The 26,941-nt window shown below is 68.3% G+C and carries 25 protein-coding genes; 16 read left to right on the forward strand and 9 right to left on the reverse strand.

Annotated features, from left to right (window positions below; all coding sequences use genetic code 11):
• Positions 1–3 precede the first annotated feature (3 nt).
• A complete protein-coding gene (locus tag JW364_RS02515) occupies positions 4–1,239 on the forward strand; it encodes an alpha-hydroxy acid oxidase (RefSeq protein WP_058250776.1) in 1,236 nt (411 codons plus the stop codon).
• Between the two features lie 40 nt (positions 1,240–1,279).
• Here JW364_RS02515 and JW364_RS02520 read toward each other — a convergent pair whose 3' ends face one another.
• Positions 1,280–2,737, reverse strand: coding sequence for an MFS transporter (locus JW364_RS02520; RefSeq protein WP_205333259.1), 1,458 nt, complete (start codon positions 2,735–2,737; stop codon positions 1,280–1,282).
• Positions 2,738–2,856: 119 nt separating this feature from the next.
• On the opposite strand from JW364_RS02520, the gene JW364_RS02525 reads away from it, so the two are divergent.
• From JW364_RS02525 to JW364_RS02535, 3 genes are all read left to right on the forward strand, one after another.
• Positions 2,857–3,870: a LacI family DNA-binding transcriptional regulator gene (locus JW364_RS02525; RefSeq protein ID WP_078112102.1), complete on the forward strand. Its 1,014-nt coding sequence runs from the start codon at positions 2,857–2,859 to the stop codon at positions 3,868–3,870.
• A 105-nt stretch (positions 3,871–3,975) separates the two neighbouring features.
• Positions 3,976–4,653, forward strand: a complete 678-nt coding sequence (locus tag JW364_RS02530) for a TetR family transcriptional regulator (protein WP_307814692.1) — start codon at positions 3,976–3,978, stop codon at positions 4,651–4,653.
• Between the two features lies 1 nt (position 4,654).
• Positions 4,655–7,018, forward strand: coding sequence for an MMPL family transporter (locus JW364_RS02535; protein WP_205333257.1), 2,364 nt, complete (start codon positions 4,655–4,657; stop codon positions 7,016–7,018).
• Between the two features lie 6 nt (positions 7,019–7,024).
• On the opposite strand, the gene JW364_RS02540 is transcribed toward JW364_RS02535, so the two are convergent.
• Positions 7,025–7,345, reverse strand: a complete 321-nt coding sequence (locus JW364_RS02540) for a putative quinol monooxygenase (RefSeq protein ID WP_058250780.1) — start codon at positions 7,343–7,345, stop codon at positions 7,025–7,027.
• 184 nt (positions 7,346–7,529) lie between these two features.
• Between JW364_RS02540 and JW364_RS02545 the strand changes: the two genes are divergently transcribed.
• The 5 genes from JW364_RS02545 (at position 7,530) to JW364_RS02565 (ending at position 13,143) form a co-directional block, all read left to right on the forward strand.
• Positions 7,530–8,954, forward strand: a complete 1,425-nt coding sequence (locus JW364_RS02545) for an aldehyde dehydrogenase family protein (RefSeq protein WP_058250781.1) — start codon at positions 7,530–7,532, stop codon at positions 8,952–8,954.
• Positions 8,955–9,242: 288 nt separating this feature from the next.
• Positions 9,243–10,175, forward strand: coding sequence for an alpha/beta hydrolase family protein (locus tag JW364_RS02550; protein WP_078112206.1), 933 nt, complete (start codon positions 9,243–9,245; stop codon positions 10,173–10,175).
• Positions 10,176–10,219: 44 nt separating this feature from the next.
• Entirely contained in the window at positions 10,220–11,029 is an 810-nt protein-coding gene (locus tag JW364_RS02555) for an alpha/beta fold hydrolase (protein WP_078112207.1), read from the forward strand.
• A gap of 75 nt (positions 11,030–11,104) precedes the next feature.
• Positions 11,105–12,586 (forward strand): alpha/beta hydrolase family protein, encoded by a 1,482-nt coding sequence (locus tag JW364_RS02560; protein ID WP_078112208.1) that lies wholly within the window; start codon positions 11,105–11,107, stop codon positions 12,584–12,586.
• A gap of 110 nt (positions 12,587–12,696) precedes the next feature.
• Positions 12,697–13,143, forward strand: coding sequence for a hypothetical protein (locus tag JW364_RS02565; RefSeq protein WP_078112106.1), 447 nt, complete (start codon positions 12,697–12,699; stop codon positions 13,141–13,143).
• 15 nt (positions 13,144–13,158) lie between these two features.
• Here JW364_RS02565 and JW364_RS02570 read toward each other — a convergent pair whose 3' ends face one another.
• The 3 genes from JW364_RS02570 to JW364_RS02580 all read right to left on the reverse strand — a co-directional run bounded on the left by JW364_RS02570 (position 13,159) and on the right by JW364_RS02580 (position 15,726).
• The gene (locus JW364_RS02570; RefSeq protein WP_078112107.1) at positions 13,159–13,995 is read right to left on the reverse strand and encodes an alpha/beta hydrolase; all 837 of its coding nucleotides are present in this window, start codon (positions 13,993–13,995) and stop codon (positions 13,159–13,161) included.
• 21 nt (positions 13,996–14,016) lie between these two features.
• Positions 14,017–14,406, reverse strand: a complete 390-nt coding sequence (locus JW364_RS02575) for a hypothetical protein (protein WP_205333256.1) — start codon at positions 14,404–14,406, stop codon at positions 14,017–14,019.
• 390 nt (positions 14,407–14,796) lie between these two features.
• Positions 14,797–15,726, reverse strand: coding sequence for an LLM class F420-dependent oxidoreductase (locus JW364_RS02580; RefSeq protein WP_165630275.1), 930 nt, complete (start codon positions 15,724–15,726; stop codon positions 14,797–14,799).
• A 129-nt stretch (positions 15,727–15,855) separates the two neighbouring features.
• Here JW364_RS02580 and JW364_RS02585 point away from each other — a divergent pair, with 129 nt between their 5' ends.
• Positions 15,856–16,269 (forward strand): hypothetical protein, encoded by a 414-nt coding sequence (locus JW364_RS02585; RefSeq protein WP_165630276.1) that lies wholly within the window; start codon positions 15,856–15,858, stop codon positions 16,267–16,269.
• A 123-nt stretch (positions 16,270–16,392) separates the two neighbouring features.
• On the opposite strand, the gene JW364_RS02590 is transcribed toward JW364_RS02585, so the two are convergent.
• On the reverse strand, positions 16,393–16,896 hold the full coding sequence (locus tag JW364_RS02590; RefSeq protein WP_137809276.1) for a DinB family protein: 504 nt from the start codon (positions 16,894–16,896) through the stop codon (positions 16,393–16,395).
• 69 nt (positions 16,897–16,965) lie between these two features.
• Here JW364_RS02590 and JW364_RS02595 point away from each other — a divergent pair, with 69 nt between their 5' ends.
• The 5 genes from JW364_RS02595 (at position 16,966) to JW364_RS02615 (ending at position 22,610) form a co-directional block, all read left to right on the forward strand.
• A complete protein-coding gene (locus JW364_RS02595) occupies positions 16,966–18,420 on the forward strand; it encodes an LLM class flavin-dependent oxidoreductase (protein WP_307814694.1) in 1,455 nt (484 codons plus the stop codon).
• A complete protein-coding gene (locus JW364_RS02600; protein ID WP_065632010.1) occupies positions 18,417–19,460 on the forward strand; it encodes a methionine ABC transporter ATP-binding protein in 1,044 nt (347 codons plus the stop codon). The genes JW364_RS02595 and JW364_RS02600 overlap by 4 nt, the downstream gene beginning before the upstream one ends.
• Positions 19,457–20,164 (forward strand): methionine ABC transporter permease, encoded by a 708-nt coding sequence (locus JW364_RS02605; RefSeq protein WP_065632009.1) that lies wholly within the window; start codon positions 19,457–19,459, stop codon positions 20,162–20,164. The genes JW364_RS02600 and JW364_RS02605 overlap by 4 nt, the downstream gene beginning before the upstream one ends.
• A gap of 86 nt (positions 20,165–20,250) precedes the next feature.
• A complete protein-coding gene (locus tag JW364_RS02610) occupies positions 20,251–21,189 on the forward strand; it encodes a MetQ/NlpA family ABC transporter substrate-binding protein (RefSeq protein ID WP_058250790.1) in 939 nt (312 codons plus the stop codon).
• Between the two features lie 83 nt (positions 21,190–21,272).
• Entirely contained in the window at positions 21,273–22,610 is a 1,338-nt protein-coding gene (locus JW364_RS02615; protein ID WP_205333255.1) for a YibE/F family protein, read from the forward strand.
• 15 nt (positions 22,611–22,625) lie between these two features.
• Here JW364_RS02615 and JW364_RS02620 read toward each other — a convergent pair whose 3' ends face one another.
• The 3 genes from JW364_RS02620 to JW364_RS02630 all read right to left on the reverse strand — a co-directional run bounded on the left by JW364_RS02620 (position 22,626) and on the right by JW364_RS02630 (position 26,158).
• Positions 22,626–23,471 (reverse strand): hypothetical protein, encoded by an 846-nt coding sequence (locus JW364_RS02620; protein ID WP_171011574.1) that lies wholly within the window; start codon positions 23,469–23,471, stop codon positions 22,626–22,628.
• 162 nt (positions 23,472–23,633) lie between these two features.
• Entirely contained in the window at positions 23,634–24,578 is a 945-nt protein-coding gene (locus JW364_RS02625; protein WP_078112115.1) for a hypothetical protein, read from the reverse strand.
• A complete protein-coding gene (locus JW364_RS02630) occupies positions 24,578–26,158 on the reverse strand; it encodes a serine/threonine-protein kinase (protein ID WP_240198512.1) in 1,581 nt (526 codons plus the stop codon). The genes JW364_RS02625 and JW364_RS02630 overlap by 1 nt, the downstream gene beginning before the upstream one ends.
• Before the next feature lie 215 nt (positions 26,159–26,373).
• On the opposite strand from JW364_RS02630, the gene JW364_RS02635 reads away from it, so the two are divergent.
• Positions 26,374–26,941: TerD family protein (locus JW364_RS02635; RefSeq protein WP_205334508.1), on the forward strand; the 568-nt coding region annotated here is incomplete at its 3' end.

Below are 26,941 nucleotides of genomic sequence, written 5' to 3' on the forward strand. Positions count from 1 at the left end.
CCCATGAAGCGTCGAGTTCCCAAACCGCGCGACCTCGCGCCGCTGATGCAGTTCAAGAAGCCCCAGTTCGACGCGAAGAAGCGCCGTCTCGACGCCGCCCTCACCATCGAGGACCTGCGCGCGATCGCCAAGCGCCGCACCCCGAAGGCGGCCTTCGACTACACCGACGGATCGGCCGAGGCCGAGCTGTCCATCGAACGCGCGCGACAGGCGTTCGCCGACATCGAGTTCCACCCGGCCATCCTGCGTGACGTGTCCAAGGTCGACACCTCGTGCACGATCCTCGGCGGGCGTTCGGAACTGCCGTTCGGCATCGCACCCACCGGGTTCACCCGGATGATGCAGACCGAGGGCGAATACGCTGGTGCGCGCGCCGCCGGCCGGGCCGGGATCCCCTTCTCGCTGTCGACGATGGGTACGGCGTCGATCGAGGACGTCCGGGATGCGAATCCGCACGGCCGCAACTGGTTCCAGCTGTACATGTGGAAGGACCGGGAGCGCTCGATGGCCCTGGTCGACCGCGCGGCGAAGGCCGGATACGACACCCTGCTGGTGACCGTCGACGTGCCGGTCGCCGGGGCTCGTCTGCGCGACAAGCGCAACGGCATGTCGATCCCGCCGGCGCTGACCGCCAAGACCGTGCTCAACGCCATCCCGCGCCCGCAGTGGTGGATCGACTTCCTCACCACCGAGCCCCTGGCGTTCGCCTCGCTCGATCGATGGTCCGGAACGGTGGCCGAACTGCTGGACACGATGTTCGACCCCACCGTCACCTTCGACGATCTGGCGTGGATCAAGTCGCAGTGGCCGGGCAAGCTGGTGGTCAAGGGCATTCAGACCGTCGACGACGCCAAGGCCGTCACGGCCCTCGGCGCCGACGGCATCGTGTTGTCGAATCACGGAGGGCGCCAACTCGACCGCGCACCGATCCCGTTCCACCTCCTGCCCGAGGTGGCCCGCGAGGTCGGCGCGGACACCGATGTCATGCTCGACACCGGCATCATGAGCGGTGCCGACATCGTGGCGTCGGTCGCCCTCGGCGCGCGGTTCACGCTCGTCGGCCGGGCCTACCTGTACGGCCTGATGGCCGGCGGGGAGGCCGGGGTGGACCGGATGATCGAGATCCTCGGCGAGCAGATCGCACGTACGATGCGGCTGCTCGGTGTCGCCTCGCTGGACGAGCTGACACCCGCGCACGTGACCCAGCTCGAGCGGCTGGTGCCCCGGGCGCGTTCCTGAGGCTCGACTGCCGAGGTCGCGTGGGCATCAGACCGGCCGCCTACGCGACCTCCGCGTCCTCGCGGCGGTGGGCGAAGTGATCCACGAGGCCCACCACCAGCGCGATCAGCACCAGGACCGCGGCGGTCGCCAGCCCGATCTGGAACGCCCGCGCCCAGTCGCCTCCGGTGTTCGCCACCTGGGCGAAGAACACCGCACCGACGAGCGCGATCCCCGCGGCGGCCCCGATGCGCTGACCGGTCTGCAGGACGCCGCCGGCGATGCCCGCCTTGGTCACCGGCACCTGGTCGAGGCTGAGCGTGAGGTTGGGCGAGATCACGAGACCGGAACCGATACCCGCCACCAGCAGCGGCAGCGCGGCGGCGTACCCGACACCGGGACCAGACACGAGCGCGACGGCGACGATCGTCGCGATCATCCCCACGACCACCAGGCCCAGACCGAGCAACACCAGCGAGCGCCCGACCCGGTTGACGATGTTACCGCCGACGCTGGCCGACACCGCCGAGCCGAGCGCGAAGGGGGTCACCGCCAGACCGGCCTGCAGTGCCGAGTAGCCCAGGCCCTGCTGGACGAACAGCGTGTAGATGAAGAACACCGTGGTGAACCCGGCGAAGTAGACCATCGCGATGATGCACCCCAACGTGTACGACCGCATGGAGAACAACGAGAGGTCGACGAGTTGCTGGCGGCCGACGCGGCCCTGCCGGCGTTCCCACAGGACGAACGCACCGATCAGCACCGCCGCGACGACGAGCAGCAGCCATTTCCGCCCGCCGGGCCACTCCTGCTCCTGGACCATCGGCAGCATCAGCGCGAACACCCCGGTGCCCAGGAGCACAACGCCCACCGGGTCGAAACTCCCCCGCAGCGGTTGTTTGAGTTCCTCGGGCCGAGCCGGGATCAACCGGATCGCGGCGACGAAGGCCGCGATGCCGATCGGCACGTTCACGAAAAAGATCCAGCGCCACCCGTCGGCGGACCCGCCCAGCTGGATGAGGACCCCACCGAGCAGCGGCCCGACCGCGGTCGAGATACCGATGGTCGCGGCGAACATGCCGAAGGCCCGGCCACGCTCGGCCCCGCGGAACAGCAGCTGGATGAGCCCGGAGACCTGCGGCGCGAGAATGCCGCCCGCGACGCCCTGGATCAGGCGGAAGACGACGAGTTGCGTCGGACCCTGGGCGAACCCACATGCCGCCGACGCCAGCACGAACAGGGACAGCCCGATGAGGAAGGTCACCTTGCGGCCGCGTGCGTCCCCGACCCGGCCGGCCGGGACCAGGACGAGTCCGAAGGCGAGGGCGTAGCCGGACACGACCCACGACAGGTCGGCCGAGTCCGCGCCGAGTCCGGATTCGATGGACGGGAGCGCGACGTTGACGATCGAGACGTCGAGAAGGGTCATGAAACCGACCACCAGGCACACCGCGAGCGCCTTCCAGCGTCGCGGATCGGGTTCGTAGTCCGCGGAGAACGGGCTGGCCGGAGTCGACATGAAGCGCCTTTCCTACAGGGGGTACCGCGGGTGTTCGTAGTCAATCAGCTCGCGAGATGGGCGACCCTCCCGAGTCCGCGAAACGCGGGTACCGGCATCGCATCTGGTGAGATGGACACATGGGTGTGAGCATGCGGGACGTCGCGGCGGCGGCCTCGGTGTCGGTGGGCACGGTCTCGAACGTGCTCAACTCGCCCGGAAAGGTCTCGCCCGCGACCGTCGCGCGGGTCCAGGCGGCGATCGACCAGCTGGGTTTCGTGCGCAACGACGCCGCGCGCCAACTCCGTGCGGGCCGATCGCGTTGCGTCGGCATGGTGGTGCTCGACGTGGGCAACCCCTTCTTCACCGACATCGCCCGCGCCGCCGAACAACGGGCAGGCGACCACGACCTCACGGTGCTGCTCGGGACCTCCGACGACGACGAATCGCGCGAACAGGCCTATCTCGACACCTTCGACGAGCAGCGGGTGTTCGGTCTGCTCGTCTCGCCGATCGGCGACGATCTGCGGCGGTTCGACTCGCTGCGCCGTCGCGGCACCCCGGTGATCCTCGTCGACCGGGACGCCGGCGGCTCGCCCTTCGATTCCGTCGCGGTCGACGACATCGCGGGCGGGCGGCTGGCGGTGTCGCATCTGTGCGAGACCGGTCGTCGCCGGATCGTCTTCGTGGGCGGACCGCCCGGCCTGCGGCAGGTCGCGGACCGCCGGCGGGGCGCGCAGGAGGCGGTCGACGCCGTCGACGGCGCCACGCTCGACGTCGTGCAGACGGCGAACCTGAGTGTGCTCGCCGGACGTGAGGCGGGAAAGGCCCTGCTGACCAGGGCCCCCCGCGACCGACCGGATGCGGTGTTCTGCGCCAACGATCTCCTCGCGATCGGGGTCCTGCAGGCGTTGACGATGCTCGGCGGCGACGTCCGCGTTCCCGACGACATCGCGCTCATCGGTTACGACGACATCGATTTCGCCCGCTCGGCCGTCGTCCCGTTGTCGTCGATCCGTCAGCCGACCTCCCGCATCGGAGTCACCGCCGTCGACCTGCTGATGAGCGCGGCCGACGATCCCGCCGAACGCCACGTCCCGTCGAACCTGGTGTTCCAGCCCGAGCTGGTCGCCCGCGCGTCGACACTGGGCTGATGGTGTGACGCACGCCATCGACGGGTAGACGGTGTGAGGACTCTCCTAAATCTTGTGTAGTCCTGCAAGTTTGCAGGCTTCTGCAAGTTCCGTACCGTGGGTGAAGTGAACTCCCCCAGACTCCGCGAGGCGAAGAAGGCAGCGACCCGCTCGGCGCTCGCCCGCGCCGTGCTGCGGTTGTCCACCCGCGACGGCATCGATCACGTGACGATCGACGCCGTCGCGGCCGAGGCGAACGTCTCGGTCCGCACGTTCCACAACTACTTCAGCGGCAAAGAGGATGCGCTGCTGCACTTCGTGTCGTCGCTGTTCGACACGATCGTGGAACGGATCGAGGCCCGGCCGACGGACGAGAGCTTCTTCTGCTCGGTCCGGACCGCTCTCATCGAGGCCGCCACCTCGCCCGACGTCGGTGAACCCGCGGAGATCGTCGCGCTCCTTCGCCTTCTCGACACGGATCCGGGGCTGACGGCCAGGTCCCGCGACATGGAGCTGGGCGACACCGTCGAAACGCGTCTCGCCGAACTGTGCGCGCAGCGCGGACAGCCGGCACACACCCTGTATCCGCGCCTCGTCCTGCACAACGCGATCACCACCATCCGCGTCGCCCTCGAATTCTGGGTGACCCATCACGACGACACCCCGGGCACCGCTGCCGACCTGGCCACCGTGCTGGAGTCCGCCTTCGACCAGCTGGCCTCCGGACTGGCACATCCCATCCGACCCCTGAACGCCGACGGACCCGAGAACGGTCTCGCCGAACCATCCCCCGAGGAGCACTGACGTGGCAACACACCTGTACCGACTAGGGCGATGGGCGTACGAGAACCGCCTCAAGACCATCGCGATCTGGGTTCTGGTCCTGATCGGGCTGGGCATCGGCGCGAGCCTGCTGGCCAAACCGACCTCGGAGTCGTTCTCGGTCCCGGGCATCCCGTCGGAGCGCGCCCAGGACCTGATGATCGAACGCTTCCCCGGGGAAGCGACGTTCGGTTCCGACATCGGTGTCACGTATGTCGTCCGCGCACCGGAGGGTTCGACGCTGACCGAGCCCCGGTTCCAGAGCGCCATCGACTCGATGGTGGCCGGCCTCAAGACCGTCGAGAACGTGAAAAGCCCCGATTCGATCGCCAACCCGTTCGTCTCGTACGGCACCGAGCAATCCCCCGGTCAGCTCCGTGAACTCTCGGCGACCTTCCAGCGGGAGACCTTCGGCAAGAGTGCGGACGAGGCCGCCGCCGACGCGCAGGCCACTTCGCCGATCAACGCGACGGGCACCGTTGCGCAACTCGGCGCCTCCTTCGACGTCGAGGCATCCTCGGACGTCACCGAGACCATGCGCGAACAGATGGACGCCATCGCCGACGACGCCCGGGCTGCCGGCCTCACCGTCGAGATGAAGGGTTCGGCCACACAGCAATTCGAGCTCGGGATCACCTCTGAGCTGATCGGCATCGGGGTCGGTGCGCTGATCCTCATCCTGACCTTCGCCTCCCTGGTCGCGTGGGGCATGCCGATCATCACCGCGATCGTCGGCGTCGCGATCGGCATGCTCGGCGTGCAGATGGGCACCCACTTCTTCGACCTCAGCAACGAGACACCGATTCTCGCGACGATGATCGGCCTCGCGGTCGGCATCGACTACGCGCTGTTCATCGTGTCCCGCTACCGCCACGAGATCCATCGGTCGGCGAACCGCGCCGACGCGGCGGGCCGGGCGGTCGGCACCGCGGGTTCGGCGGTCGTCTTCGCCGGCAGCACCGTCGTCATCGCTCTGGCCGCACTGGCCATCGTGAACATCCCGTTCCTCACCGCGATGGGTATCGCCGCCGCGGGCACCGTGGTGGCTGCCGTGCTGGTCGCGCTCACCCTCCTGCCGGCCATCCTCGGCCTGTTCGGCGGCAAGGCGTTCGCCGGACGCGTGCCGCGCCTCAACGCTCCCGATGTCGGACCGCACGATGCGGAGCGGTTGCACAACGGCCAGCGCTGGGTCCAGCGCATCGTGGCCCGGCCGCGCACCGTGACGGTCGCGATCGTCGGCATCCTCGTCGTCCTCGCGATCCCGATGGCCGGGCTCAAGCTCGCGCTACCCAACGACGGGACCGCCGAGCCGTCGGAGACGCAGCGCCGGGCCTACGACATGGTCGCCGAGGGTTACGGCCCCGGCGTGAACGGACCGCTGGTCGTCGTCGCGGACGGTCGCGAGATCCAGGACACCGGGGAGCGCCTGCGCGCCTTCGACTCACTCGTCGACGACCTGGGTCGCGTCGACAACGTCGAGGTGGCGCAGATCGGTGCCGGCGGGCTCAACGAGGCCCAGGACACCGCGAAGATCACCATCATCCCGTCGACCGCGCCGGCCGACGAGGCGACGCCCGCACTCGTGGAATCGCTCCGCGAGATGGAGTCCCGGGTGCAGGGCACGACGGGCATCTCCTACGGGGTGACCGGACAGACCGCGATCGAACTCGACATCTCCGACCGCCTGTCCAGTTCGCTGATCCCCTACCTCCTGGTCGTGGTGGGTCTCGCCTTCATCCTGCTGATCATCGTGTTCCGCTCGATCCTCGTGCCGCTGACCGCCGCGCTCGGCTTCCTGCTCAGCGTCGCCGCGACCTTCGGTGTGACCGTCGCCCTCTTCACCGACGGCGCCCTGGGGATCGTCGACAACCCGCAACCGCTGGTGTCGTTCCTGCCGATCATGTTGGTGGGCATCGTGTTCGGACTCGCCATGGACTATCAGGTGTTCCTGGTGACCCGGATGCGGGAAGCGTACGTGCACGGCGCCGACGCGAAGACCGCGGTGGTGGAGGGATATCGCCACAGCGCCCGCGTCGTGGCGGCGGCCGCGGCCATCATGATCTCGGTCTTCGCCGCATTCATGCTGCAGGACATGGCCTTCATCATGGTGATGGGCTTCGCCCTGGCCGCCGCGGTGTTCCTGGACGCCTTCGTCGTCCGGATGACCCTGATGCCGGCGGTGCTCACCGTCCTCGGCGACAAGGCGTGGTGGATCCCGCGCTGGCTCGACCGCATCCTGCCCGACGTGGACATCGAGGGCGAGAAGCTCGGCATCGGCGACGACGCGGCGCGACCGGCGGACCCGGCGGGGGCCGACACGGACTCCGAGGTCTGCGCCGGCCGCTGAGAGAGCTCAGTCGACCCGGAACTCCCCGAGTTCGGACCAGGTGTCGCCCTCGATCGTCGTGTTGATGACGTCGGGTGTGCGCTGGAGGTACTTGGGGAGTTCCTGCTGGGCCTGCTTGAAGTGCGGGGCGGTGACATGTGCCTCCGCGGCATCGTCGTCGAACGCCTCGACCAGGACGTAGGTGTTGGGGTCCTCGAGCGATCGCGACCAGTCGAACCACATGTTACCCGGTTCGGCGCGGGTTGCCTCGGTGAACTCGCGGGACAACTCGGGCCACTCGTCGGCGAATTCGGGCTTGATGGGGAACTTCACGACGATGAGGATCATGATTCGACCCTAGTCGTTCGCGGCCGGGCCGAGCGTCGCAGCATGCGACTGGGACGGCTGTTCCAGAACCGGTCACAAAGTGTCGCCCCCGGAACGCCGGGATTCGCGAGACCCCGGTCGCGGCAGCGCCTACAGTGTGAAACAGACAACAATTGTCCTCACTTCAGGCTGCAACGGAGGCACCATGCCGGACATCACCAAGTTCTACATCGACGGTCAGTGGGTCGAGCCCGCCGAGCTCAACCTCATCGACGTCATCAACCCGGCCACCGAGAAGTCGGCCGGACAGGTCGCCATCGGCAGCGCGGCCGACGTCGACGCAGCGGTCGACGCCGCCCGTCGCGCATTCGTCACCTGGGGACAGACGACCGTCGAGGAACGTCTCGAAGTCCTCAACCGGATCATCGCCGAGTACCAGAACCGCATGGGCGACCTCGCCGCCGCGGTCACCGAGGAGATGGGTTCGCCGGTCGGCCTCACGAACGCCGCCCAGGTGCCGATCGGTCTCGGCCACCTGATGACCGCCGCCGCGCAACTCCCCGACTTCAAGTTCGTCGAGGACCGCGGCAGCTCGCGCATCGCCAAGGAGCCGATCGGCGTGTGCGGCTTCATCACTCCGTGGAACTGGCCGCTCAACCAGGTCATGTGCAAGGTCGCCCCGGCACTCGCCACCGGTTGCACCATGGTCCTCAAGCCCTCCGAGGTCGCGCCGTTCAGCGCGGCGATCGTCGCCGAGATCTTCGACGCCGCCGGCGTACCCGCAGGCGTGTTCAACCTCGTCAACGGTGACGGCCCCGGCGTCGGCGCCGCGCTGTCGAGCCACGAGGGCATCGACATGATCTCGTTCACCGGGTCCACCCGCGCCGGCATCGAGGTCGCCAAGAGTGCCGCGCCGACCGTCAAGCGCGTCGCCCAGGAACTCGGCGGCAAGAGCCCGAACATCATCCTCGACGACGACGACTTCGCGAAGAACGTCGCCGGCGGCATCGCGACGATGATGATGAACTCGGGCCAGTCCTGCAACGCCCCGAGCCGCATGCTGGTCCCCGCCGGCCGCGTCGACGAGGTCGCCGAGATCGCCAAGGGGGTCGCCGCCGAGCTCACCGTCGGCGATCCCACCACCGACGTGAAGCTCGGCCCGGTCGTGTCCGAGGCGCAGTTCGACAAGATCCAGGGTCTCATCGAGCGTGCCGTCGCCGACGGCGCGACCGCGGTCGTGGGAGGTCCCGGGCGCCCCGAGGGTCTCGAGACCGGCTACTACGTGAAACCGACCGTGTTCACCAACGTCACCAACGACATGGAGATCGCCCGCACCGAGGTGTTCGGCCCGGTCCTCGTCGTCATCGGTTACGACTCGATCGACGAAGCGATCAAGGTCGCCAACGACACCGAGTACGGCCTCGCCGGCTACGTCTCCGGCAAGGACGTCGACGAGGTCCGCCGCATCGGATCGCAGATCCGTGCGGGTTCGATCTCGCTCAACGGCGCCCAGCTCGACCCGAGCGCACCGTTCGGCGGATACAAGAAGAGCGGCAACGGCCGCGAGTGGAGTGACTACGCCTTCGACGAGTTCCTCGAAGTGAAGTCGCTGCTCGGTTTCGGGGCCTGACAACAGCCCGTTCCCTTTCCCGTCGACGCCGGGCGCATCCTCAACGGATGTGCCCGGCGGCGTCGTTCGTCGAGAGCCGCGGAGTCGCGCCCACTGCGGTACCCCAGGATTTCGCAAGGCCCGGACAGGACTGCGCGAACGTCCTACGCTTGCCGAACGACTTCGATCCGGCGGCCCGGCGCCTACCGATCGAATCCACATTCTTCGGGGGAAGAGCGTCCGCGCGGCGCACATGGGGGAACGGTGCTTCGAGTGATTCTTCGTGCGGTCTGTGCCGCATGTCTGGTGATGCTGTGTCTGGCCGCCGCGCCCGCAATGGCGGCACCCGCTGCGTCGCGAGTGGTCTCGATCGTGCAGGAGTCCCCGACCCGCGCCGCGGTCTGGGTCTACTCGGCGGCGATGGCCAAGAACATCAAGCTCTTCGTCCTCACGCCACGAACGAAGACCGGACCCCGGCCGACGCTCTACCTCCTGGACGGGGCGGGTTCGCGCGGCAACGACAGTGGGTGGCGCGGAGCCGGCAATGCCGACGAGTTCTTCGCCGACAAGGACGTGAACGTCGTACTCCCGACGGGTGCGTACGGCAGCCAGTACGCCGACTGGCAGCGTCGCGATCCGCGCGTCGGACAACCGATGTGGGAGACGTTCCTGACCAGGGAACTCCCGCCCCTCATCGACGCCCGCTTCGAGTCGAACGGTTCGCGCGGGATCGCGGGCGTCTCGATGGGCGGGCAGGCGGCGTTCACGCTCGCGTCACGGGCCCCGGCGCTGTACCGCGCGGTGGCCTCGATCAGCGGATGTCCTCCGGTGTCCTCCCCGCAGGGAGAGTCGTATGTGCGGGCCACCCTCGCCCGGGGTGGGGCGAACGCCGACAACCTCTGGGGGCCGGTCGGTTCGGCCGGATGGCGGGACCACGACCCGGCGCGGCATCTGGACCGTCTCCGCGGCAAGGCCCTGTACCTGTACTCCGGTGCGGGCCGGCTCGGTCCCGCCGACCTCAAGCGGAACGTGACGCCCGAGGAAGGCCTCTACCAGGTGGTACTCGCCGCATCGTCGGCGTTCGAGATCGCGACCAGCGACTGTTCGCGCCGGTTCGCCGGGTTGTTGCGCGGTGCGGGTCTGCCGTTCACCGACGCGTTGCAGGAGGTCGGAACCCACCATTGGTACTACTGGGAGAAGGAACTCCCCAACATGTGGGCGGCGATCTCGCCGGCACTCTGAGGCGAATCACGGAATCCGGTCAGCCGCGTGGCTACCATCTCCGCATGCAGATCCCCGTCGCGTCCGATACCGGTCCCGTCCTCGACACCGAGGTGTTCGGCGACGGCGAACCGCTGCTGCTCATCGGCGGCATGTCCGCACACCGCGGGATGTGGACCGATGAGCTCCTCGACGCCCTCACCCCGCACTTCTCGGTGGCCGCCTACGACCATCGCGGCATCGGCACGAGCAGTCGGGCCGAGGGACCGTTCACCATCGCCGACCTCGCCGCCGACGCCCGCGGAATCCTCGACGGCCTCGGCTGGGACTCCGCCCACGTGCTGGGCACGTCGATGGGCGGCATGATCGCGCAGGAACTCGCCCTGAACTCGCCGGACCGGGTGCGCAGTCTCGTCCTCGGCTGCACCACCGCGGGCGGCCCCGGGGCCATCGGCGCACCCGGCTCGTCTGGCGCCGCCCGCCTCGTCGAGGCGATCTCGTCGCGCGACGCCGACCGCGTCGCCCGCATCGCGTTCGAGGTCAATCTGTCTCCCGAGTTCATCGCCCGCGCCGGCGCCTTCGACCATTTCGTCTCGCTGTCGAGGCAGCGCCGCGTTCCGTCGGCAGTCGTCGCGTGGCAGGCGGGCGCCTGCGCGGCACACGACACCCGCGACCGGATCGGCTCACTCGACATGCCGACGGCGGTCATCCACGGCGACGTCGACGAGATGATCGCGGTCGCCGAGGGCGAGCGGCTCGCCGACCTCATCCCGCAGGCCACCCTGGCGCGATGGTCCGACGTCGGACACATGTTCTGGTGGGAACGTCCGGACGAGACCGCCGAGATCATTCGGAAAAATGCGCTCACCCGGTAACGCGGGTCCACTCTCCGAACGACATCCCTGACATCGGCACCGTGTAGTCGGGTGGCCGCGTATGTCAGGAGCTCCATGTCGCACTCGCACAGCGAACCGCCCGTCCCCTCCACCCCCGCGGGCCAGACGCCCGAGTCGCCACGCCGACCCTCACCTCGTCGCCGACTCCTCACCGGCATCTCGGTGGTCGCGATCCTCACGCTCGGCCTGTTCGGCGCGAGCACGCTGATCAACTCGTCGAACACCGCCAGCGCTCTGCGTGGGCATCCCGAAGTGCTGCGGCCGGGCTGCACGTGGGACTCCTCCGGGAACTACGTCCAGAACTGCAAGGTCTGGTCGGAGTCGCAGAAACGGCACGTGATCGTGCAGATCCGCGCCTCGAGCGGCAGCGACAGCGGCGTCTACCTGCTCGACGGCATGCGTGCCAGCGAAACCCGCTCGGCATGGACCACCGACGTGCAGGCCGCCAAGGTCTACGACGCCAAGGCCGACACCACCCTGGTCATGCCGGTGGGCGGCGCATCGTCGTTCTACACCGACTGGGACGGCGGCGCCGGTGACAAGAACACGGTCATCAAGCAGGAGACCTTCCTGACCTCGGAGCTGCCCGGTTACCTCGAGCGTGAGTTCGGCGTGGCCCGCAACAACAACGCGATCATCGGACTGTCGATGTCCGGCGGGCCCGCGGTGACCCTCGCCGAGCGCCACCCCGAGCAGTTCAAGGTCGTGCAGGCGATGTCGGGCTACTACCAGACCGACAACCCGATCGGCGCTCTCGGCGTGTTCGCCACGCAGACCATGGTGTCCAACTACGTCAACGGCGTCGTCAACATGTGGGGCGCGCCGGGCGGCACCCGCTGGACCGACAACGACCCGTCCAAGAACCTGACGCAGCTGGCCGACAACGGCCAGGTTCTCATCATCTCCTCGGGCAACGGTTTCCTGACGCCGTCGGAGATGGCCAAGCTGTCGCCGCAGGACCAGCTCAGTGCGATGGCTCTGGAGATCCTGTCCGCGGTGTCGACCGTGCTCATGCAGTTGCAGGCCAAGCAGGCCGGCGTATCGGTGATCTCGTTGCCGAACTACGGCGGCCACACGTGGGAGAACTGGGGACGTGCGCTCGGTGACGGCAAGGAGCACGTGCTGACCACACTGCGCAACAACCCGCCGGTGACCACGAAGACGACCGTCGTCTCCGCCTCGGGCAGCCCCGATCCCGACGGCCCCGCGAAGGTGACCCTGGCGGCGAAGAAGGCGGCCGAGGAATCGCCGGCGCTCGACCTGTCGGGTCTGTCGGCCCGTGGTTCGGATGAGACCGAGTCCGCCTCTCAGTCGGCCTCCTCGTCCGCCGAGTCGTCCGCAGCGGAGTCGTCGGCCTCCGGGTCGTCCTCGGCCGACCTCGCACCGTCCGCGGTGTCGGGCTCGGAGTCGGTGGACGCTTCCGTCCCGGAATCGGCCACCAGTTCCGAGACGAGCACGCCGACCGTGCCCCAGCTCGCCCCGACGGGGCCCGTCACACCCGGTAACTCGAGCAGCACCCCGGTCCCGTCCCGCTGACCGGCTCTCCCGCTCACGGTTTCCGTTCCCGCTCACCGGAAGAGGTGTGAGCGGGAACGGACCGTGTGAGGGACCGATCCCGTCGACTCACCTGCTGCTAGCGTTCAGCCATGACCGCCGACCCCGATCTCGCCGACCTCGTCGGCGTCGACACCATCGTCGTGGTCGTGGCGTCCGGTGTGATCCTCATCTGGGCACTCGCCTTGGGCGTGTGGAAGTACCACGGCATCCGCACCTCACCGGACCGGACGGCCCATGTGTATGTCGACATCGCGCACCGGGCCGCGCTGATGTACTCGTTCGCCACCCTGGTGCTCGCCGCGCTGGTCGAGCTCAGCGCCTTCCCGACGACCGTCAACGCGATCGCCGCGGCGGTCCCGATCGTCTTCTTCGTCGCGGCGATCGCCGCGTATTGCATCCACGGCGCCCTGCGGGACACCACGAATCAGTTCGTCGACCCGACTCCCGGCACCTACCTGTTCATGCTCGCGCTCATCGTGGGCGAGATCGGCGGCGTGCTGGTCCTGCTGGCCGGGGTAGTGGTGCGACTGACGTGAGTGGTCGCGCGATGGTCACGGGCGCGCGGTGTGACCGCGCAGCCAGGTGATCACCGCGTCGAGCACCACCGCCTGCTCGGGTTCGTTGAAGATTTCGTGGAACAGGTCGTCGTAGATCACGAGCGTTTTGTCCGCCGACCCGGCGAGCCGCTCGACGAGTTCGCTGCCGCGCGGGTCGGTGAGCGCGTCCTCGCTGCCGTGCATCACCAGGATGGGTAGTTGCAGTGACGGCAGGCGCTCAGGAAACGACCGCATGGTGCCGATCATCGCCCCGCCCAGCCCGGCCGGGATCTTGCCGCGCGTCACCAGCGGGTCGGCGTCGTAGGCGGCCACGACGTCCGGATCCCGGGAGATGCTCGACGAACTCAACTCGGTGGTGGGCAATCCCGGTGCGATCCGGCCGATCAGCGGCGCGAATCGGACGGCCAGATCGGGCAGGTCGTCACCGGGCAGCACGGCCGCTCCCGACAGGATCAGTCCGTCGAGCTTGTCCTGGTGGTCGAGCGCATAGTCGAGAGCGATGCACCCGCCCATGCTGTGCCCGATCAGGAACGTCGGGACGCTGCCGTCGGCGACATGGGCGAGCACGGTGTCGAGGTCGTCGGTGAAGTCACCGAACCGGCGCAACCGGAGTCGCTTGCCACCCGAGCGGCCGTGACCGACGTGGTCCGGTATCGCGACGAGGTAACCGTCGTCGACGAGCCGACGGGCCACATGCAGATACCGTCGTCCGTGTTCGGCGAGTCCGTGCACCACGACGACCACGCCGCGCGGGCTGTCCGCGGGCCGGTGGACGTCGTAGACGATGGTGTGCCCGTGCCGGCCGCGAAAACTGTGTTCTTCCGGTGTCATTCCCTGATCTCGTTTCGGTGTTCAGTGCCAGCCGAGTCGGGCAGCGACCGACTTGCCTGCCGACTCGAGGGCGCCGAGCGGACGGAAGGCGGCCTCGCCGATACCGACGAGTGCCTCGACCCGCCCGACCACCCGTTCGAGCCGCCCGACGATGTCGGACATGCGGTCGACGGTGGCGTCGACCTGGTCGAGGGTTCCGGAGAGTCGCACCAGCGTCACGTCGAGTTTCGCGATCGTCGAGTTCAGCCCGTCCAGGGTGGGGCCGAGTCCGTCGAGGGTCTCCCCCATGTCGGCGATGATGCCCTCGAGTTGCTCGACGGTCACGTCGGCGTTGAGCGCGGCCTGGGCCAGCTTCTTGATCCGTTGACGTTCCGGCGATCTCGATGATGTGTGCTCGCCCCTGTCGACCATGAGGTGGATTATGGCCCATCCTGGTCGGCCCGGGTGCCGGGTCGGGGGAACCCTTCGAGGACTCTCGACTGTCTAATCCGACAGAACCACCAAACCCCTGGTCCCTGTGCCGAAAGAGGCGCATAACCCCTGCTCCCGAATCCGAAAGAACCACAAAACCTCTGGTCCCTGAGGTGTGAGGAGCGCAAGCGACGAGCCACGAAGGGCCTGGCGAGACACGTTGCAACACCCATTGTGGCTCGCTTCGCTCGCACCTCAGGGAGCATGGGATCTAGCCACTCATACTCGTGGGCGGGTGCCTTTCATGGTCCACGACGGCCGCCGGGCCGCTGACACTTCGGAGCAAGCTTTACGAACGCCGCACCCAGCAGACGGGGTGCCCAAGGGCGCTCACGCCAACTGCGGGGCGACCTTAGACGCGACGAGCTCGAGGTGACCGAGATCCGACAGATCAAGGGTCTGCAGATACATGCGCGTGACGCCCAGCTCGCCGTAGGTCGCGATCTTTGCGGCGACCTCGTCCGGGGTTCCGGCAGCCCCGTTCTCGCGCAACTCGTCCGGTTCCCGGCCGATGGCCTCGGCCCGGCGTCGGAACTCGGCTTCGTCGCGGCCGCAACACAATACGAGCGCGGCGGAGTAGGTCAGCGACTCCGGGTCGCCACCGGTGTCGACGCACGCCGTGCGGACGCGCCCGATGAGATCCCCGGCGACGTCGAGTGGTTGGAACACGACATTGAACTCGTCGGCGAAACGCGCGGCCAGCGCGGGCGTCCGCTTCTTGCCACTGCCTCCGATGATGATCGGCGGGCGCGGGTGCTGCACGGGTTTGGGCAGGGCCGGCGATTTCGAGAGACGAAAGTGTGTGCCCTCGTAGTCGAACTCCTCGCCCAGCGGGGTCTGCCACAACCCGGTGATGATCTCGAGGTTCTCCTCGAGGCGGTCGAACCGCTCCTTCAACGGCGGGAACGGGATTCCGTACGCCTCGTGCTCACCCTCGTGCCAGCCCGTTCCGATTCCCAATTCGACACGGCCACCGCTCATCTGATCGACCTGGGCGACTGCGATCGAGAACGGCCCGGGTAGCCGGAAAGTGGCCGACGAGACGAGCGTCCCCAGCCGGATTCGCGAGGTCTCGCGCGCCAAGCCCGCCAACGTGATCCACGCGTCGGTCGGCCCGGGGAGGCCGTCGCCGCCCATTCCGGCGAAATGGTCGGAACGGAAGAAGGCATCGAAGCCCAGGTCCTCGGTCGCCTTGGCGACGGTGAGCAGGTCGTCGTAGGTCGCACCCTGCTGGGGCTCGGTGAAGATTCGCAGTTGCACGTTTTCAACCTACGCGCGCTGGGCACACGACCGGTGGCGAGGCGGCGTGCGAAGCGGACCCCATCCGGCCCGGCGGCCATTCCGAATCGCTCCACGCACGACACCGTTCCTCGACAAAGGAGTCCCAACATGAAGACGGTCACGCACACAGCTCTGGGTTTCGTCGTCGCCGCCGCAGGTGCGACCGCAGTATCGCTCGCCGCCGCGCCGTCCGCCGGCGCCGCGCCCACCGTATGTCCGGCACTTCCCGGCCAGTCCGCCTCTGCGGCCTCGTGTAGCGCCGACTCCGGCCCGACCGGACTCTCGCTGGCCATCACCGACAACGGCGGCGAAGCCAACGTCACCGCCGACAACTTCGCCGGACCCGCGGCCATCGCCCTCGGTCCCGGAGCGACGGTCACCATGGACGGCATTCGTCCCGGCCTGGCCATCGGTATCGCCGGACCCGGCGGCGAGGTCGTCGTCGACGGAAAGAACGGGCCGACCTGCAAGGGACCCGCCTTCGCCGGTGACTTCCAGACCTTCAAGGGCTGCCTGTCCTGACCGTCTAGATCCCGACCGCGATTTCGAACCAACCTTCCGTCAAACCCACCCCTTTTCCGTGAACCCACCCGGTCCGAGCGCTGTGGGTTTACGGAAAAGGGGTGGGTTTGCGGGACCAGAACATCAGGACAACAGGCCCCGGACGTATGCCGCCTGACCGATGTGCTGGGTGTCGTCGTCGATCACGCTGAGCAGTCGTACGCCCAACGTGACCGGCGGGTCCCAGTTCTCGTCGACGACGCGGTCGAGATCTGAATCCGACAGCGCGCCAATGTAGTCGACGCTGACCGCGTGCGTGGCGTCGTAGTAGCCACGCAACAGGTCCGGGTCGTCGACGACGACCCGCGCCGCCTCGTCGGCCGACTGCCCGTACCCGCTCTCGCCGGGCGGGAACGGCAGACCGAACCGGTCGACCCATCCCCCGGTCACCCACACCTCGTCGGTTCCGGCGACGTCGGCGACGTGCGAGTCCTGCACGCGCGTCAGATGCCACACGAGCCAGGCGATCGTGTTGGCACCGGGCGCGGGAGCCCGGTTCAATTCCTCGGTGGAGATGTCGTCCAGGACGGCGTGAACGTTCTCGACGACTCGACCGAGACCGTCGAGCAACACATCTGTGGATCGCACGGCACAAGTTTAGGTTCGCGGTGGGCACAACGATGGCCACTCCGACGATCCGTCAGCATCATTCCTCCGGTGTCAGCACCGAATGCCCCACGTAAGATCCGACTCAACGCCGTCGACATGAATTGCGTTGCGCACCAGTCACCGGGTCTGTGGCGCCACCCCGACGACCGGTCGTGGGACTACAACACCATCGACTACTGGGTCGACCTCGCCCGCTTGCTGGAGACCGGCGGATTCGACGGTCTGTTCATCGCCGACGTCCTGGGCACCTACGACGTGTACGCCGGCAACGACGAAGCCGCCATCCGCCAGGGTGCGCAGATCCCCGTGAACGACCCGCTGTTGCTCGTCTCGGCGATGGCGCACGCCACCGAACACCTCGGCTTCGGGGTCACCACCGGTACGGGTTTCGAGCATCCCTACCCCTTCGCACGGCGTCTGTCGACGCTGGACCACCTCACCCGTGGCCGGATCGGCTGGAACGTGGTGACGGGATACCTGCCTGCGGCAGCCCGCAACATGGGCGCCGACGATCAACTCGAGCACGACGAGCGCTACAACCAGGCCGATGAGTACCTCACCGTGCTGTACAAGCTCTGGGAGGGTTCGTGGGAACGCGACGCGGTCCTCCGCGATCGCGAGGCGGGCATCTTCGCCGACCCGGCCCGGGTCCATCACATCGGGCACCGCGGCACCCACTTCACCGTGCCCGGCATTCACCTCGCCGAGCCGTCGCCGCAGGGTTCACCGGTCATCTACCAGGCCGGGGCCTCGCCTCGCGGTCGGCGTTTCGCCGCGGAGAACGCGGAGGCCATCTTCGTCGCCGCGCCGACCAAGGCAATCCTGCGTGATGTGGTGAGCAAGGTGCGCGACGAGCTGATCCTGGCCGGACGCGACCCGTACGACGCGAAGATCTACACGCTGCTGACGATCATCACCGACTCGACTCCGGAGGCCGCCCGCGCGAAAGCCGCGGAGTACCAGTCCTACGCCAGCACCGAGGGTGCGCTGGTCTTCATGTCGGGCTGGATGGGCATCGACCTCGCGAGTTACGAGATCGACGAACCGATCGGCAACGTGCACAGCAACGCGATCCAGTCTGCGGTCGCCGCTTTCCAGCAGGCGAGCGACACCGGCGAGGAATGGCGCGTGCGGGACATCGCGGCGTGGGGCGGCATCGGCGGAATGGGTCCGGTCCTGATCGGCTCCGGTGACGAGGTGGCAGAAGCCCTGCAGGACTGGGTGACCGAGACCGACGTCGACGGCTTCAACGTCGCCTACGCGGTGACCCCCGGATCGTTCGAGGACATCATCACCCACGTGGTGCCCGCCCTCGAGCGGCGCGGACTCTACGACCGGGACTACGTCCCGGGAACCCTGCGCCACAAGCTCTTCGGGCGTAGCGATCAACTGCCGGAGAATCATCGCGGGTCCACGTACCGGGTCGGTGGGAGCAACTCGACCATCGACGATTCGATCAGGGAAGCCGCTCAGCTCACCAGCGCGAACGGGGGCCTCCGGTGATCGAGGTGGTGGGGTTGACGAAGGTGTTCGGTGTCGGTTCGCCCGACCCGACGACGGTGCTCGACGAGGTCGACTTCACTGTCGACGCCGGTGAGATCTTCGCCGTCGTCGGCCCGTCCGGCGCCGGCAAGAGCACGTTGGCCCGGTGTCTGAATCTGCTGGAACGTCCGACGTCGGGCAGGGTCGTCGTCAACGGGGAGGATCTCACCGCACTGGGCACGTCGGGCCTTCGCGACGCCCGGCGCCGGATCGGCACCGTGTTCCAGTCGGCGAGTCTGCTGTCCCGGCGAACCGCCGCGCAGAATGTCGCTTTACCCCTCGAATATCTGGGTGCGACAAAACGATCGACCACGGCACGTGTCGGCGAACTTCTCGACCTGGTCGGCCTTGCCGACAAGGCGGACCTGTATCCGCATCAGCTGTCCGGCGGTCAGCGGCAGCGCGTCGGCATCGCTCGGGCCCTCGCACTCAAACCTTCCGTCCTGCTGTCCGACGAAGCCACCTCGGGTCTGGATCCCGCGGCCACGGACACCTTCTTACGGCTGCTCACCGACGTTCGGGACGAACTGGATCTCGCGGTGGTGTTCATCACCCACGAGATGGACACGGTCGTGCGGGTCGCCGACACGGTCGGCCGTCTCGACCGCGGCCGCATCGTCGAGCACGGTCGGCTGGAACAGGTGGTCCTGGAAACGGATTCGGTTCTGGGACGGGCACTCCGGCCGCGCGGGCCGAGTGCGCAACCGGCCTCTGCCGAAACCCCGATCTCGGTGGTCTACCACTCCGCGACGGTCCCCGCGGACTGGTTGACCCAGCTGGGCAGGCGACTCGACATCTCGATCTCGGTGCTGGGCGCCACCGTGCAGACCATCGACGGCACCGTCTTCGGCGATCTCACCGTGTCGGTGCCGACCGGACACGCGTCGGCATTCATCGGCGCCGCGGGCGAACTCGGCCTGGCCGGAAGACTTCTCGACGCCACCGCGACCGCGGGCGATTCCGCCGTCGAGACCGACACCGGCTCTGAGGTGGCCGCGTGAGCACCACGTATTCGGCGAACATCACGGTGCCGCTCGACGAGATCCCCGACCTGCTCATCCCGGCGGCCATCGACACGGTCCTGATGGTGAGCATCGTGATGGTCGTCGTCCTGGTGGTGGGAGTCCCGCTGGGCGCACTCATCCACAACCTCGCTCCCGGCGGGCTTTTCGCACGACGCTCGTTGCACACGCCCCTGTCGTGGGTGATCAGCATCGGTCGGTCGTTGCCCTTCCTGGTGCTGATGACGGCGATCATCCCGTTCACCCGCCTGGTCACGGGCACGAACATCGGCATCGCCGCGGCGGTGGTCCCGATGTCGATCGCCGGCATCGCCTTCTTCACACGCATCGTCGAGAACTCGCTGCGGTCGGTCCCGGCCTCGACGATCGACGTGGCACGTGCGTCCGGCGGATCGAACGCCCAGATCATCTGGAAGGCACAGGTTCCCGAGGCGCTGCCGAGCATCGTCGGCGGACTGACGATCAACACCATCGCGATGATCGAGTACTCCACGATCGCCGGCACCATCGGCGCCGGCGGACTCGGATACGTGGCGGTCACCTACGGCTACCAGCGATTCGATCAGGGAGTCATGGTCGCCACCATCATCGTGCTCATCGTGACGGTGGCCGTGATCCAGGTCGCCGGCGACGCCCTCGCCCGCAGCCTCAACCCGGTCACGTCCCGCCGGGTCAACCACTAAGAACCACAAAACCGCCGGCCGGCTCTGCTCCCTGAGCGGCGGAGCGCCCGTCACCGCATCACCCAGCCACACCCGAAAGGCACCCCATGACACAGGACACCGGTTCCACCACCGGCACCTCATCGAAATCCGGCGAGACTCCCTCTCCGCCCGGCAGTTCCGGAATCGAGATCTCGACACGTCGCCGCTGGCCGCTGATCGTCGGCGCGCTGGTCGTGGTCGCCGTGATCGCCGCCGTCGTCGGCTGGCGCTTCCTCGGGTCCGACTCGACGTCGCCCAACGAGACCGCCGGTGCGACACTGACCGTCGTCACCGCCGAGGGCAACGCCTCCGAGCAGGCACTGGTCGAGTTCATCGCCGACGAGGTCGCACCCCGGTATGACATCAAGGTCGCATTCAAGGGCCTGTCCGACTCCACGACGCTGAACCGTGCGGTCAGCGACGGGGAGGTCGCGGGCACCGTCTATCAGCACAAGCTGTGGCTGTCGCAGGTCCTCGAGGCGAACCCGGACTTCCAGGAGGAAGCCGCGACGCCGGTGTTCCGCTGGGGATTCGGCATCTGGTCGGACAAGTACCGCGACGTCGCCGACCTGCCGCAGAACGCCCGCGTCTCCCTCTACTCCGATCCCGCGAACGAGGCCCAGGGACTCTGGCTGCTCGAACGCGCCGGACTCATCACGCTGAAACCAGGCGTGGACAAGTGGAAGGCGACCCAGAAGGACATCGCCACGAATCCGCGGAACCTGCAGTTCGTCCTGCTCGACTTCGCCGCCCAGTCGCGCTCGCTCGCCGACCTCGACGCCACCGTGGGCTACACCGAGTACTACCTCGCCGCGAACATCGACATCGCCAAGCAGATCTACGCTCCGCCCGCTCCCGACGAGTTCGCCGGGCAGCTGACCATCGGAACGCAGTGGAAGGACACCGAGAACATCAAGAACCTGGTCGCCGCGTTCAAAGACCCTGCCGTGCAGGAATTCCTGCGGACCGATCCGCGGGTCAAGGGCATCCTGCTGCCCCTGTGACCAGCGTCGGCACTGCTGCACACCCCATCACCGCACCCGGGTCGCCCATCGCGACCCGGGTGCGGTGCGCATAGGCTCACCGCGTGAGCCGCACACATCACGGGCACGGTCATGCGCACTCGCTGTCCCACATCAGCCACACGTTGTCGCCGATCGCCCGGTGGTTCGTCATCGGCACGCTCGCGGTGACCGCGGTCGCGGTCGCGGTCGGCATGGTCGTCCTGTGGCCGTCGGATTCCGAACACCCGATCCCCACCCAGTTCCGGTCCGCCGACGGCGGGCCGATCACCACGGTCGACGGCGAGATCGTGGACCAGTTCCATGCGAATTGCCTCAACTCGGTGGCGGGATCAGTGCTCGAGACCGCCGACATACCGGTGAATCCGGTGCCGGGTGGGCCGTGCATCCTCAACGCGGTCCGGTTCACCTCCGGCGACGTGGCCGGCCAGTACACCGTCCTGGAGATCCCCACCAACCGGGCACAGGCCGGATCCGGGCCCGACACCGTGGCCCCCGCCGCCGGCACGCTCGACGAGCCCCAGGCCGGCCAGCCGACGTTGAACGTCGGTGACGGCATCCGGCTCGCGACCGTCCCCGGCCCCGACGGCAGCAACCGGTACAGCTTCTTCGACTTCCAGCGCGGGCCGGCGATCATCTTCTGGGCCGTGCTGTTCATCGCCGCGATCGTGCTGGTGGCGGCGTGGCGCGGGTTCCGCTCGATCATCGGGCTGGCGATCGCCTTCGGGGTACTCACCGTGTTCACGCTGCCGGCCATCCTCGACGGGTCGTCCCCTGTCGCGGTGGCGGTCGTGTCGTCGGCGGTGATCCTGTTCGTGGTCCTCTACCTCGCGCACGGTGTCAGTCTCCGGACCAGTTCGGCTCTGCTCGGGACGCTGACCTCCCTGCTGCTCGCGGGATTCCTGAGCTGGCTCGCCATCCGGACCATGAACCTCACGGGGCTCTCGGGCGATCAGACCACCAATCTGCAGGTGTATCAGGGCAACATCTCGGTCAGCGGTCTCCTGCTCGCCGGGTTCATCATCGGCACCCTCGGTGTTCTGAACGACGTCACGATCACACAGGCCTCGGCGGCCTTCGAACTGGCCGCGGCCGGCGAACCGTCACGGCTCGCGACCTTCCGCGCCGCGATGCGCGTGGGCCGCGACCACATCGCGAGCACGGTGTACACCCTCGTCTTCGCCTACGCGGGCAGTGCGCTGCCGCTGATGCTGCTGTTCTCGGTGGCCCAGCAGCCGTTGGGCGGACTGCTCACCACCGACGTCGTGGCAGTGGAGTTGGCCCGCTCGTTCGTCGGCGGAATCGCGATCGCCCTGTCGGTTCCGCTCACGACGGCGATCGCCGCCGCGCTCACGACCCCGGCGGGCGCGGGACGTACACCGGCCGCGCACGCCGCGGCCTGAGGTCACGGCCCGCGATCAGCATCGACCCTTGGGGAGGTCGGCCAGGTTCTTTCCGAGCCAATTGCCGAGCCGGGTCAGCATCTTGGTCCCGTCGGTGAACGATCCACTCCGCGGGATCGCCGCCATCGACACCGCGACCTGGCCGCTGGTCGTGGTGATGATGCCCAGTTGCCGCACCAGATGCGCCGACGACTTCGACGTCGCCGGACCCCAGCCACCCTTGACCGCGGTCACCGCTCCCTGACTGCGCCCCACCTTCGCGATACCCCACTGCTGATTCGGGGCGACGGCGCTCATCAGCCGGATGAGGTGTTCGCTGTCGGGCAGACACGGCAGGTGAGCGCCGAAGATCGCCTGGTCGCGTAGCGCCCACGCGGTGTGACCGGGGTACGACGGCGGATTGTCGACCTCGGAGGACACGTGCGTCCGGACGTCGTGGCCCTCACGGAGGACCGCACTGACAGCGTCGACGGACGCGTGCCCGCCGCCGAGCACCCCCCACAATTCGCCGGCTGCATCGTTGTCGGAGAACGTGATCGCCTTGTCCTCCATCGCGGCGACCGCGGGACCGCGCTCGCGCTGCGCGGCGAGCGACACCGGGACCTTCATCGTCGACCATGCACGTCCCGATTTGAGCGACCCGAGGGAGATGACCTCGTCCCCGCCGACGGGCACGATCGCGATCCCGAGCTGGCCGGGCAGGGACTTCCGCATCGACTTCGTCAGTGCGGCATAGCTCTTCGCGAGCTTCTTGTCGAGCGGTTCCGGGGGCTTGAACCACGTGGCGAAGGGCTCCGGCAGCGGCGGCAGCACGGGGAGCGGTATCGCCGTCGCCGAGCCCGCGCCGATCACCATCGACATCGCCACCGCGCAGAACACCACGCCGATCCTGGTCACAACTTTCACATCTGTCTCCTGAGTCAATTCAGACACTTGAGACTAGGGCGGTTACGCACCAGGGACCAGGCTGTATACCCAATCGGAACCTTGCTGGGACCGGGGTCACACCGCTTCGAGGACCGGTCAGGCGGAACAGCGTCCGCGCGGAAGACGGGCGAGGTTGGTGTCGAGCCAGTTCGCCACCGAATTCAGCGCGGCGATACCCCCCGACATCGAGCCCCCGACCGCGCTCATCGCCACCGCCGCACGTTGGCCGTCGCGGAAGGTGAGGATTCCGATCTGACGGACGAGGTATCCCTCGGACACTCCTGGACCCCAACCACCCTTCACCGCGGTTGCGCGGGGCGCCGGCATGATCTCGATTCCCCACTGCTGATTGCCGCCCACCTGACCCATGAGGGCGACGACCTGTCGCGAACCCGAGATGCAGGGCAAGCCGGCGGTGAACGTCGCGGCCCCCGGCAGCGACCACACCGTCTGCCCGAACACGGTGAAACCGGCACGACGCTGCGTCGCCGGGACCACCGTCGTGGTGTCACCGCCGTCCCGCAGCACCGCGGTGACGGCGTTGGCTGCCGCCTGTCCGCCGCCCAGCGAGGACCAGAGGCTCTCCGCGGCGGCGTTGTCGGAGTCGACGATCGCGGCCCGCGCCGCCGGGCCCGGGCCGTTCGCCCGTTCTGCGGCGACGGCGAGCGGGACCTTGATCGTCGACCACGCCACCCGGGGTGTGGCATCGCCGAGGGTGAGCCCGGGGACGGCCGACCCACCGACCGGTGCGATCGCGATGCCGACCGTCAGTCCGGTCGACGCGGCAACCCTGCGGAAACTCGCCGCGAGGCCTCCATACGATGCGGAGGGGACGGCCGCCGACGACGTCGGGATGTCTGTAGCGCGTGCGGCGGGTGTTGACGCCGATGGGTCGGCGGTCACGGTGACGGTGACCGGCACAACGGGTTTCGGGTCGGATTCGGTCGAGCAACCGGCGAGGAGCGCGAGCGCGCCGAGCACGACGATGCAGCGGTTCCGCCGAGTCCGCTTAAGCCACAACGGCCGTCGGGTGGTGTCCATCAGTAGATGTGCACCACGGCGTCATTGCCTCCCCGGCACGCGACGATCCCGCCTTCGGGAACGCAGTTCATCGCATAGGCCTGCCCGGTGACCGGGCTGACCGCGACCACGACACGCGGCGACCGTGCCGCACCCGCTCCCACATACGCATCGCGCACCGCGAACGCGAACGGGCAGCTGGTCACCGATGTACCGATCCCGACCGTCGCATCGCACGGACTCGAACCGGGCGGCGGCGCAGCCGGGGCCGGCGGAACGTTCTGGACGGTCGGCGGGGGCGCCACCGTCTCGGTCACGGTCGGCGTCGTCGGCTCCTCGTCGGCCCGGGTCTCGGCGTCGTCACCCGAGCCGGCGATCAGGATGCCGCCGAGGACGGCGAGCCCGACGAGTGCCACTGCGATCAACCCGATCAGCACCGGTATCGCGACCGAGCGCCGCTGCGGCGGCGGATAGGCGGGCGGATACCCCGGCGGCCCGTACATCGGACCGGGTTGCGGTCCTGCGTAGTTGTGCGCCCCCGAGAAGTGCTGGGCCCCCGAGAACTGCTGCGGTCCCGAGAACTGCTGCGGCCCCGAGAACTGCGTGGTCCCGGCTCCGCCCTCGGGGCCCGTCGTGTGCCGCACCAGGGTCGGTTCGTACCCGGGGTCGGTGGGCGCGATGACCGTGTCCGGAGCGCGGACGACACCGGTGGGTGCTTCCGGAGGCGGTGGCGACGCCTTGACGAGATCCGGCCCCGGCCGGACCCCCTCCACTCCCCCGGCGAGCGCGCTTCGAGCCGCGCGTGCGAGCGCGACCGCGGAGTCATGGCGGGCCGCGGGATCGGCGGCGAGGGCTGTGCGGATCACCTCGTCCATCGCCGGCGGTACGTCTGCGTTGACCGCACTCGGCGACGGGGCCGGTGACAGTACGGCCGCCTTGATCGCCGCACTCACCGTCTTCGCCGGATGCGGCACCCGCCCGGTCAGGCACTCGAAAAGCACACAGGCCAGGGCGTAGATGTCGCTGGCCGCGCTGACCTGGGCGGCGTCGAACAACTCCGGGGCCATGTAGGCGATCGATCCCACGGCCGTCCCGGTCTGGGTGAGGTGGGTGTCCTCGGCGGCATGCGCGATGCCGAAGTCGACGAGATATGCGAAGTCGTTCGCCCCGACGAGAATGTTCTCCGGTTTGATGTCGCGGTGCACGAGTCCCTCGGCGTGTGCGGCGTCGAGCGCCGCGGCCACCTGTTCGATGATCGACACCGCGCGTTCGGGCGGGAGCCGCATCTCCTGCGTCAGGAGCGCGCGTAGATCTTCTCCGACGACCAGGCGCATGTCGATGAACAGCACGCCGTCGATCTCGCCCCAGTCGTGGATCGGGATGACGTGCGGTTCGCCGAGGCGGGCCGCGGCGTGCGATTCCCGGCGAAACCGCTCCTGGTACATCGGATCGTGTGCCAGCCCGGGGTTGAGCAGCTTCAGCGCGACGACCCGGTCCTTGGTCGTGTCGTATGCGCGGTAGACCTCGCCCATCCCACCGCGGCCCAGTAGTTCGTCGAGGCGGTACGGCCCGAACTGTGTGTTGACCCGACTCCCAGCCATACGCAGGAGCATATGTCGGCAATCGGACATCGTCTGTCGACCACTCGATTGCACCTTCGGAGTACGGGTGTCGCGTCGGGCCCCGAGCCCGCGCCGTTGCGTGACTACGCTGTGCCTGGTGACGCCGTCCACCCGGACGGCACGGACTCGGCCCGCTCGCTTCGCTCCCGGCGCCGATACGGATTCGGCCCGACTGAAATGAGGAACGCCCGGAGATGTCTGCCCTGACCAAAGGCCAGAACGGCCCGTTGCCGACCCCCGATGTCATCGTCTCGGTGGACCTCGCGACCGCCGCCGACCTGTCGGCCCTGCTGGTCACCGACCGGGGGGTGGTGCGTACCGACGACGACTTCGTCTTCTACAACCAGCCGACCGGGCCCGGCGTCCGGCTGGAACAGGCCGCCGGAGGTTCTGCGCGACTGCACATCTCGACCGCTCGAGTACCTGCCGACATCGACGCGGTGCGCGCGGTCATCACGCTCGACGACGCGTCGTCGACCTTCGGCCGTTTCGCGCCGCCGGTCGCTCACGTCACCGACGAAGCGGGCCGGCCGCTGTACGACTTCACCGTCACCGGCCTCACCAGCGAGTCGGTGGTCATCGCTCTCGAGGTGTACCGACGCAACAGCGAGTGGAAGGTACGTGCCGTCGGTCAGGGATACGCGGGCGGGTTCGCCGATCTGGTCCGCGACCACGGGGTGAGCGTCGACGACGAGCCGCAACCGACGCCCGCCCCGCCCGCGCCGATCAGCTACTCGCGGCCGTCGGCGCCCACTCCCCCGT

This window comes from Gordonia sp. BP-119, assembly GCF_016924115.1.
Taxonomy (GTDB): Bacteria; Actinomycetota; Actinomycetes; order Mycobacteriales; family Mycobacteriaceae; genus Gordonia; species Gordonia hongkongensis.

What these genes read in the sequence shown, in the direction of transcription:
- JW364_RS02565 (WP_078112106.1), top strand. Translation starts at nt 12,697, where the DNA reads ATGACCGCCGACCCCGATCTCGCCGACCTCGTCGGCGTCGACACCATC.
- JW364_RS02610 (WP_058250790.1), top strand. Translation starts at nt 20,251, where the DNA reads ATGACACAGGACACCGGTTCCACCACCGGCACCTCATCGAAATCCGGC.
- JW364_RS02630 (WP_240198512.1), bottom strand. Translation starts at nt 26,158, where the DNA reads ATGGCTGGGAGTCGGGTCAACACACAGTTCGGGCCGTACCGCCTCGAC.
- JW364_RS02525 (WP_078112102.1), top strand. Translation starts at nt 2,857, where the DNA reads ATGGGTGTGAGCATGCGGGACGTCGCGGCGGCGGCCTCGGTGTCGGTG.
- JW364_RS02545 (WP_058250781.1), top strand. Translation starts at nt 7,530, where the DNA reads ATGCCGGACATCACCAAGTTCTACATCGACGGTCAGTGGGTCGAGCCC.
- JW364_RS02620 (WP_171011574.1), bottom strand. Translation starts at nt 23,471, where the DNA reads ATGTCGATGGTGATCGGCGCGGGCTCGGCGACGGCGATACCGCTCCCC.
- JW364_RS02550 (WP_078112206.1), top strand. Translation starts at nt 9,243, where the DNA reads ATGCTGTGTCTGGCCGCCGCGCCCGCAATGGCGGCACCCGCTGCGTCG.
- JW364_RS02625 (WP_078112115.1), bottom strand. Translation starts at nt 24,578, where the DNA reads ATGGACACCACCCGACGGCCGTTGTGGCTTAAGCGGACTCGGCGGAAC.
- JW364_RS02570 (WP_078112107.1), bottom strand. Translation starts at nt 13,995, where the DNA reads ATGACACCGGAAGAACACAGTTTTCGCGGCCGGCACGGGCACACCATC.
- JW364_RS02520 (WP_205333259.1), bottom strand. Translation starts at nt 2,737, where the DNA reads ATGTCGACTCCGGCCAGCCCGTTCTCCGCGGACTACGAACCCGATCCG.
- JW364_RS02555 (WP_078112207.1), top strand. Translation starts at nt 10,220, where the DNA reads ATGCAGATCCCCGTCGCGTCCGATACCGGTCCCGTCCTCGACACCGAG.
- JW364_RS02585 (WP_165630276.1), top strand. Translation starts at nt 15,856, where the DNA reads ATGAAGACGGTCACGCACACAGCTCTGGGTTTCGTCGTCGCCGCCGCA.
- JW364_RS02540 (WP_058250780.1), bottom strand. Translation starts at nt 7,345, where the DNA reads ATGATCCTCATCGTCGTGAAGTTCCCCATCAAGCCCGAATTCGCCGAC.
- JW364_RS02575 (WP_205333256.1), bottom strand. Translation starts at nt 14,406, where the DNA reads ATGGTCGACAGGGGCGAGCACACATCATCGAGATCGCCGGAACGTCAA.
- JW364_RS02515 (WP_058250776.1), top strand. Translation starts at nt 4, where the DNA reads ATGAAGCGTCGAGTTCCCAAACCGCGCGACCTCGCGCCGCTGATGCAG.
- JW364_RS02560 (WP_078112208.1), top strand. Translation starts at nt 11,105, where the DNA reads ATGTCGCACTCGCACAGCGAACCGCCCGTCCCCTCCACCCCCGCGGGC.